Raw genomic sequence first — 8063 nt, forward strand, 5'->3', positions numbered from 1 at the left:
GCCGAAATAAAAGCAGTTTGCGTGCCAGCGGGGTGCAATCACCGCACTATCGCGGAGCAGCAGCCCGGCCTGGGGTCCGGCAGGAACAGCCGAATGCACAAGTTTGGTGCACAACAACCACCCCCATTGCACATCACAGGTTGCGCACCATTTCGGGGCCAAGTTCTGCACCAAATTCGTGCAGTCCTTTTTGAAGGTCCATCCATGCTGCGGGAAGTGCCTGCGCCGGGCCTTTGACACCCAGTTCGATATGCCGCCCGTATTGTGGATGATCCACGCTGGGCAAACTGAACACCCGAACGCCTTGGTGTGATTTTTCGATCTGCTCCATGAGCGGAGTGAGTGCCGCCTCCATGGCGCCGAACACCACCACCGAATGCTCGGTCTGGGGCGTGCGGTTGAAGTGCGCTGCGTACAGGGTGTCCAGCACCGACTCGATCATGGGCCAGGCCATCACGGGGAAGCCCGGCACGAAGTGCACCGCCCCGCCCTGCCCGCCCGGGCTGGCGCAGCTGAAGCCGGGGATCTTGTTGTAGGGGTTGGGGATGATCTGCGCCCCCGCCGGGAACATGCCCATGTTGAGCCGGTGCACATTGTCGTGGCGCTCGGGCTCGTAGGGCAGGCCCTGCTCGCGCGCAACGTCCTGCATGCGCTCGCGGATCAGGCGCTCGGCCTCGGGGTGCAGCGCCAGATCCACTCCAAGCGCCCGCGCGGCGCACTGGCGTGTGTGGTCGTCCGGCGTGGCGCCGATGCCGCCGCACGAGAACACCACGTCGCCCGAGGCAAAGGCGCGCTGCAGCGTGGCCGTGATGCGCGCCGGATCGTCACCCACGTAGTCGGCATACGACAGGGCCAGGCCGCGCGCGGCCAGCAGCTCGATGGCCTTGGGCATGTGCTTGTCGGCACGCTTGCCCGAGAGGATTTCGTCGCCGACGATGATGAGGCCGAAGATGGGAGTGGTCATGGGGTGCGGGGATCGGTGGAGGGCATATCGGGCGCGGGCAGGCTGGCTGCCGGCACCTCGGGCACAGGTGGCGCCGCCTCCTGGATCGCAGGCGCAGGCGCCAGCGCATCCAGCGGCAGGCGCGAAGGCACGGGCAGGGTGGCGCGCACCTCGTCCTCGCGCAGCTCCTGCAGCGCCGCCAGGCAGAAATGCGTGAACCACAGGGAGGAGAAGGCGAAGACCAGCATGTAGATCCAGATCGCCAGTGGCACCAGGATGGCGAAGGCCGCCACGAACAGCACGCCCGAGGCCCAGACGATGCTGGGTGCCGCGCCCAGGTAGCCGGTGATGATGCCGATGCCCAGCAGGCTGGCGCGGTGGCGCTCGAACAGGCGCTTGCGCTCCTCCTTGCTGGCATGCTCGGCCAGTGCGTCGAAGGCCATCACCCGGTAGGTGAGCCAGCCCCAGATCAGCGGCGGCAGCACCAGCACCAGCGGCGGCACCAGCCACAGCGGCACGGACACTGCCAGCGCCACCAGCGCCAACACCGTGGAGCCCACGGACCAGGCCAGGCTGGCGAAGAAGGAGCCGCCCTTCTTGCGCACCAGTTCGGGAAAGCGCCGCTCGGCCACCAGCGTGACCAGGGCCGGCGTCATGAGCACGGCCACCAGCAGCAGCGACACCACCACCAGCACCGGCGTGGCCACCAGGATGACCATCATGGGCGCCAGCACCGCCACCACGCTGCCCAGGCCCCAGCCCTCGAGCCAGCTCCAGAAGTTCTTGAGCATGGGCGAGGCATCCAGGAGTGAGTGCATGCTCTGCACCGCCACGTCCCAGTAGAAGTAGCCCAAGCCGAAGGCCAGCACCGCCATCAGCAGCAGTGGCAGCAGCGACAGGAGGATGACGCGGGGGCGCATGCAGTACGCCGCGGCGCGCCAGAAGGAGTCCAGTAGCAGTCCCATGCGCGTGAGCATACCGCGAGCCTCGCCGCTCTTGATGAAACCCTGCACCGCGCGGCAGTTGCGCGGGTTCCCGCTGTGACCGTCAGGCCTGTTCGGGCTGTGCGCCCGGTGTTTTGCCGGCATCCAGCCCGCGCCGTGCGTAGCGCTGCGCGAGCACGCCGCAGACCATGAGCTGCATCTGGTGGAACAGCATCAGCGGCAGCACGATGGCGCCCGCCACATTGGCAGCGAACAGCACGTTGGCCATGGGCACGCCGCTCACCAGGCTCTTCTTGGAGCCGCAGAAGACGATGGTGATCTCGTCCTCCTTGGAAAAGCCCATGCGCCGCGCGCTCCAGGTGGTGAGCGTGAGCACCAACGCCAGCAGCACCGCACACACGGCGAGCAGGCCGGCCAGGGCCATGGGCGGCACCTGGGACCACAGTCCGTCGATCACGGCATGGCTGAACGCCGCATAGACCACGAGCAGGATGGAACCCTGGTCCACCACCTTCATGACGGCCGCGCGCTGCTGCAGAAAGCCGCTGATCCAGGGGCGCAGCAGGTGGCCGATGGCAAAGGGCAGCAGCAGTTGCACGCCGATGCGCCCCATGGCGGCCAGCGGGTCGCCCATGGCCGCGTTCTGCGACATCAGCAGGCCCACCAGCAGCGGCGTGAAGGCCACGCCGAGCAAGGTGGAGGCCGAGGCGCTGCACACGGCCGCAGGGATGTTGCCACGCGCCATGGAGACAAAGGCAATCGCCGACTGCACCGTGGCGGGCAGCGCGCACAGGTACAGGATGCCGGTGTACAGGTCGCGCGTGACCAGGGGCTCCAGCACAGGGCGCAGCGCCCAGCCCAGCAGCGGGAACAGCACGAAGGTGCTGGCCACCACCACCAGGTGCAGCCGCCAGTGGCCGATGCCGGCCAGGATGGACTGGCGCGAGAGCTTGGCGCCATGCAGGAAGAACAGCAGGCTCACCGCCGCCGTGGTGGCCACTTCGAGCGCCCGGGCAAAACTGCCGGAAGCCGGCAGCAGGCTGGCCGTGATGACGGTGGCGACGAGGTAGAGCGTGAAATTGTCGGGAAGCAGACGGGAGCGGGCCATGGATTGCAGGGGCGTGAACGCCCATTGAGAAACGGTATATACCGATTGGACCGATTATTCCGTCCAAAGAGAAATGGATTGATTTGATGAATTTATAATAATTCCTCATGAATCCCAGTTTGCGACAACTGCGCGTCTTCCAGGCCGTGGCCCTGCACAGCAGTTTCACGCGCGCCGGGGACCAGATCGGCCTGACCCAGCCCGCCGTGAGCCGCTGCGTGACCGAGCTGGAGCAGCACCTGGGCATCAAGCTGCTGGACCGCACCACGCGCGAAGTGGTGCTGACCGAGGCGGGCCGCAGTCTGGCCGTGCGCCTGGCGCGCGTGCTGGAGGACCTGGACAGCGTGCTGCTCGATGTGCGCGGCCTGGCCACGCAGCGCCAGGGCCGGGTGCGCGTGGCCAGCAGCCCCACCCTGTCGGCCAACCTGCTGCCAGAGTGCATAGCGCGCTGCCGGCAGGAGCACCCGGGGCTGGAACTGCTGCTGCTGGACCGCATGCAGCACGATGCGCTGGCCAGCGTCCTGTCGGGCGAAGTGGATTTCGGCGTGGTGATCGAGCCCGAGCCGGGGCGCAGCGAGGACCTGTTGGCCGAGCCCATCCTGTCCGAACCCTTCTGCCTGGTCTGCCCGCCCACGCACCGGCTGGCACGCCAGCGCAGCGTGCGCTGGGCGGCGCTCGACGGCGAGCCGCTGGTGCTGCTGGACCATGCCTCGGGCAGCCGCCGGTTGATCGACGACGCGCTGCGCCAGCATGGCGTGCAGGCGCCCGTGGCGCAGGAGGTGGGCCATGTCACCACCATCTTTCGCATGCTGGATGCGGGCCTGGGCATTTCGGTCGTGCCCACACTGGCCCTGCCGCCCGCGGGGCTGCAAGGCCTGGAGGTGCGGCCACTCACACCGCGCGTGGAGCGCGCCATCGTGCTGGTGCGGCGGGCCAACCGCGCGCTGGCGCCGGTGGCCGCAGTGGCCTGGGACTTGGTGCGCAGCGTGGCCGCCGGGCGCAGCTAAGCCTTGCCCACCAACCGCAGCACCCCACGCCATTGCTGCGACCAGAAGCCGCGGCCATAGTCGCGCGTGCGGCCATCGGGCCCGGGCTCGACCTGGTCGCGCACACCCGTGGGGTCGTAGCGCTGCTCGAAGTTGGCGGTGCGCATGAGCATGTCCCACCAGGGCAACAGCACGCCGAAGTTGTGGCCGCCCAGCACCACGCGCGGGGCCTTCTCGCCCGCTGCGGCGGGCTTCACGGTCTCGTGCCCGATGCCGATGCTGTGGTGCAGGCGGTGAAAGCGCGGGCTCACCCACAGGCGCTCGCCCACGCGGCCGAACCACAGGCGCACGTTGGCATGCTGAAAACTTTCGCTCAGCTGCGTGATGGCCACGATGGCCACGAACTGGCCCGGCGCCACGCCGATGAGCTGGGCCACCACCACCAGGATGGTGTCGCGCAGCATGTCATCGAGCAGGTGGTTGCGGTTGTCGCTCCACATGGTCATCTGCTGCTGCGCATGGTGCAGCGAGTGCAGCTTCCACCACCACTCGAAGTGGTGCTGGCCGCGGTGGATCCAGTAGTCCACGAAGTCGAACACCACCAGGTACAGCAGCAGGCTGACCCAGGCCACGTCGGTCACGCCGGGCCAGATGGCATCGAGGTGGAAAGTGCTAACGCCCGACATGCGCAGTTCGCCGAACAGCGCGTCCATCAGCGGGTCGATGGCGAAGAACAGGCCCACGCGGAACAGGCCCAGGCGGTGCAGCAGGGTGTAGAGGATGTCGGTGCGGATGGTGGCGCGGTTGGTCACCGGCTCCACCGGGCGCCAGCGCTGAATGGGCCCTATGATGGCGACGATCACCGCCAGCTGCAGCAGGCCCACCAGCAGCCAGCCGGTGGCGTCGTAACCGTCCTCCAGCAGGTTACCGAGGCCGCCCGCGAACATCAGCGGCTGCACCACGGTTTCGAACAGCCATTGCTGCGCTCCGTCGAAGATCGCGCTCAACCACTCCATTGCCTTGCCCGCTCCTGTTGCTGTCGCCGTATGTGCCGTGTCCGCGCGGTACTAGCGCACGGACTTTGTAGCGTAGTCCGGATGCTCACGCAGTGTCCGAAAGCAGAAGCCCCGTTCTTTCAGCCCCGCGATCAGCGGCTCCAGCACGGCGGGTGCCCAGGGATCGGTGCGCGACCAGATGCCCAGGTGGGCCAGCAGGATGTCGCCGGCGCGGATATCGCGCAGCGCCTTGCGCAGCAGGGCGTCGTTGCTGGCCTGGGCGGTGGACAGCTCATCCCCCAGAAAGCCCGCCGGCGACCAGCCCACATGCGTGTAGCCGCAGGCCTGGGCGCTGGCGATCAGCCGGGGCGAGGTCTTGCCCCCGGGGGCACGGAACAGCGCCATCGGCTTTTGCCCGGTGATGGCCTGCAGCCGGTCGGCGGCCTTGGTGATCTCGGCGCAGTACTCGGCCGCGGTCATCGTGAAGTCCTGCCCGGCGCGCGGGCCGGCCGATGGCCGCACCTTGAACACGGGTTGGTCCGGCGTGCCGAGGTCGCCGCGCCAATAGGTGTGGTCCCAGGTGTGGGAGGCGAAGGCATGGCCTTCGGCGGCCCGTGCGCGCCACCAGGGCGCCCAGTGCTCGCCCAGGCTGCCATCGCCTTCCTTGGTGCGCTCCTGGGCCGCAAAGAAGGTCACCTGCACGTTCTGGCGCTTGAGCACCTCGGCCATCAGGGGCGCCACTTCCATGTGGCCTGTGTCCAGGGTCAGGTACACGGGCTTGGTGCAGGAACTGGCCTGTGCCAGGCCGGCAGGCGCCCCGGCCAGCAGGGCCAGGGGCAAAAGCACGGCCCGCAGGCTCCTGGCAGCAGTCATGGGGCGGCTAGCGGGGCGCGTGCTGCAGGGTCCAGACGCCGTGCGGGGACTTGCCCACCGGCACCTGGCGCACCACCTTCTTGGCCTCGGTGTCCACCACCGACAGCTTGCGCGCCCAGCGCGAACTCACGTAGATGAAGCGACCGTCAGCCGAGACCTCCATGCAGTCCGGGCCGCCCGGCACGGGGTAGCTGTCCACCACCGCCATCGCGGCCATGTCGATCTTGCTGATCGAGTTGGCCACGCGGTTGCTCACATACAGGTGTTTGCCGTCGCCAGAGGCGCGGAAGGCATGGGCGCCGTTGCCGGTCTTGATCTTCTTGATGCTGCGCGGCGTGCGGCCCGTGACGTCGAACACCTCCACGCTGTCGCCGCCCGTGAGGCCCACGAAGACATGCTTGTCGTCGGGGCTGCCATACACATCGGCCGGCATGGGCCCGGTCTTCATGCGCCACTTGACCACCTGCGTGGCGATGTCGATGGCCACCAACTCATCGCTGTCCTGCATGGACACATAGACCGTAGTGCTGCGGCTGTCGATCCACATGTGGCTCGGCGTGCGCGCCGTGTTCACGCGCGCCACCAGCGTGGGCTCCTTGCCGTCCCAGCGGTAGAAGTCCACATGGTTGAGGCGGTTCGCGGCCGTGATCAGCCACTTCATGTCGGGCGTGAAGCGCAGGTGGTAGGGGTCCACGATGTCGCGCACCGTGCGCTGCACCTGGGCCGTGCGCGGATCCAGGAAGGTCAGCGTGTCGCCCAGCGCATTGGCCACGATGAGCGAGCGCTCGTCGGGGGTGAGGTACAGGTGGTGCGGTTCCTTGCCGGTGGGGATGCGCGAGGTTTCCGTCCAGGTCAGCGGATCGATCACGCTGACATTGGCCTCCAGCGAGTTGAGCACAAAAATCGGCGGCAGGGGAGCCGCTGCTGGTGCGGCCGCCACACTGGCGCCCCACAGCAAGGCCAGGCCAGCCAGGGCGGCGCGCACGCGCGCGGGGGAGAAAATCTTCACAAACAACCAAGCACTTTCAGGACAGTCTCCAAGTGTAGCGCCCGAAGCACGGGCCCTACCGCCGCAAGGCGTAACATCTGCGGATGGAACCCGATGGGATCAAGGAAGTTCCAGGCAAAGACAGGGGCACAGCGCAGAAGTGGTCAATCACCTCGGCACCAGCGGCACCGAGCCACCCCTGGTGAGCGCAAGGCGGCACACCGACCCGCACGGCGGGCGGTGTCAGACGGGCGCCGTGGTCAGCACCTTGAGGTCATCCGCGCTGAGCCAGCGCCACTGCCCCGGCGCCAGGTCCGCGGGCAACGGCATGCTGCCGATCTGCGAGCGGTGCAGGCCCTCCACGCGGTTGCCCACTGCCGCCAGCATGCGCTTGACCTGGTGGTACTTTCCCTCCGTGAGGGTCAGGTCCAGGCGGTGCGTATCCACCCGCACGCAGGCGGCAGCGCGCACCGGCTTGGGATCGTCGTCGAGCACCACGCCGGCCAGCAGCTTGTTCAACTGGGCTTCGTCCACGGGGTGCTTGGTGGTCACCTGGTAGACCTTGGGCACATGCTTCTTGGGCGAGCTCATGCGGTGGATGAACTGACCGTCATCGCTGAGCAGCAGCATGCCCGTGGTGTCCTGGTCCAGCCGCCCTACCGCCTGGATGCCCTGCACCGCCGTCTTGCTCGGCCGCTGGCGCAACGCAGGGGGGAGCAGGGTGTAGATACTGGGATAGGTCGATGGCTTTTGCGAGCACTCGGTGCCCGCAGGCTTGTGCAACAGCACATAGGCCTTCTCGTGGTACGGCCAGTCCACACCCTGCACGCGCAGCTGCAGCCCCTCGGGCTCGAAATCGGCCACCGAATCCGTGCACAGCGCGTACTCACCCCCGGGGCCCGTGGTGCTCACCATCACCCAGCCTTGCTGCACCAATCCGGCGCACACACGCCGGGTGCCGAATCCCTGGGAATACAGAATGTCTTGCAGCTGCATGGCGATCAGATGGAGAAACAAACAGGTGGACGGAGTATGGGGGCAAGCCGGTATGCCCTGCAAAGAGGCGCAGCCCCTGCTGTGCCGTCTCTTTTGCATTCCCCCAAAGACAAAACCCCTCAGTTCAAACGAACTGAGGGGTTTTGAGGGCTATAAGAGCCTGACGATGACCTACTTTCACACGGGAACCCGCACTATCATCGGCGCAAAGTCGTTTCACTGTCCTGTTC

At 67.4% G+C, this 8063-nt stretch carries 8 protein-coding genes; 1 reads left to right on the forward strand and 7 read right to left on the reverse strand.

The genetic code is table 11. The annotated features are described in order from the left end of the window. Window positions 1-133: 133 nt before the first annotated feature. The 3 genes from AC07X5_RS31620 to AC07X5_RS31630 all read right to left on the reverse strand — a co-directional run bounded on the left by AC07X5_RS31620 (window position 134) and on the right by AC07X5_RS31630 (window position 2995). Window positions 134-964, reverse strand: coding sequence for a competence/damage-inducible protein A (locus AC07X5_RS31620; RefSeq protein ID WP_494773384.1), 831 nt, complete (start codon window positions 962-964; stop codon window positions 134-136). Continuing rightward, complete coding sequence (locus tag AC07X5_RS31625) at window positions 961-1908, reverse strand: EI24 domain-containing protein (RefSeq protein WP_494773385.1); 948 nt, start codon at window positions 1906-1908, stop codon at window positions 961-963. The genes AC07X5_RS31620 and AC07X5_RS31625 overlap by 4 nt, the downstream gene beginning before the upstream one ends. Window positions 1909-1990: 82 nt before the next feature. Then, window positions 1991-2995, reverse strand: a complete 1005-nt coding sequence (locus tag AC07X5_RS31630; RefSeq protein ID WP_494773386.1) for a bile acid:sodium symporter family protein — start codon at window positions 2993-2995, stop codon at window positions 1991-1993. A 107-nt stretch (window positions 2996-3102) separates the two neighbouring features. Here AC07X5_RS31630 and AC07X5_RS31635 point away from each other — a divergent pair, with 107 nt between their 5' ends. Continuing rightward, a complete protein-coding gene (locus AC07X5_RS31635) occupies window positions 3103-4002 on the forward strand; it encodes a LysR family transcriptional regulator (protein WP_409957883.1) in 900 nt (299 codons plus the stop codon). Here the strand turns inward: AC07X5_RS31635 and AC07X5_RS31640 are convergent. From AC07X5_RS31640 to AC07X5_RS31655, 4 genes are all read right to left on the reverse strand, one after another. Further along, the gene (locus tag AC07X5_RS31640; protein WP_494773387.1) at window positions 3999-4997 is read right to left on the reverse strand and encodes a sterol desaturase family protein; all 999 of its coding nucleotides are present in this window, start codon (window positions 4995-4997) and stop codon (window positions 3999-4001) included. The two genes, AC07X5_RS31635 and AC07X5_RS31640, sit on opposite strands and share 4 nt — an antisense overlap. A 51-nt stretch (window positions 4998-5048) precedes the next feature. Beyond that, on the reverse strand, window positions 5049-5849 hold the full coding sequence (locus AC07X5_RS31645; protein ID WP_494773388.1) for a polysaccharide deacetylase family protein: 801 nt from the start codon (window positions 5847-5849) through the stop codon (window positions 5049-5051). Between the two features lie 7 nt (window positions 5850-5856). Then, a complete protein-coding gene (locus tag AC07X5_RS31650; RefSeq protein ID WP_494773389.1) occupies window positions 5857-6858 on the reverse strand; it encodes a YncE family protein in 1002 nt (333 codons plus the stop codon). Between the two features lie 222 nt (window positions 6859-7080). Continuing rightward, window positions 7081-7833, reverse strand: coding sequence for a 16S rRNA pseudouridine(516) synthase (locus AC07X5_RS31655; protein ID WP_494773390.1), 753 nt, complete (start codon window positions 7831-7833; stop codon window positions 7081-7083). Between the last annotated feature and the right edge of the window lie 230 nt (window positions 7834-8063).

This window comes from Acidovorax sp. GW458-11-26-14-TSB4 (assembly GCF_059423865.1).

Coding starts and splice junctions, on each gene's coding strand:
- AC07X5_RS31625 (WP_494773385.1), bottom strand. CDS start 1,908: ATGGGACTGCTACTGGACTCCTTCTGGCGCGCCGCGGCGTACTGCATG.
- AC07X5_RS31630 (WP_494773386.1), bottom strand. CDS start 2,995: ATGGCCCGCTCCCGTCTGCTTCCCGACAATTTCACGCTCTACCTCGTC.
- AC07X5_RS31645 (WP_494773388.1), bottom strand. CDS start 5,849: ATGACTGCTGCCAGGAGCCTGCGGGCCGTGCTTTTGCCCCTGGCCCTG.
- AC07X5_RS31640 (WP_494773387.1), bottom strand. CDS start 4,997: ATGGAGTGGTTGAGCGCGATCTTCGACGGAGCGCAGCAATGGCTGTTC.
- AC07X5_RS31655 (WP_494773390.1), bottom strand. CDS start 7,833: ATGCAGCTGCAAGACATTCTGTATTCCCAGGGATTCGGCACCCGGCGT.
- AC07X5_RS31635 (WP_409957883.1), top strand. CDS start 3,103: ATGAATCCCAGTTTGCGACAACTGCGCGTCTTCCAGGCCGTGGCCCTG.
- AC07X5_RS31620 (WP_494773384.1), bottom strand. CDS start 964: ATGACCACTCCCATCTTCGGCCTCATCATCGTCGGCGACGAAATCCTC.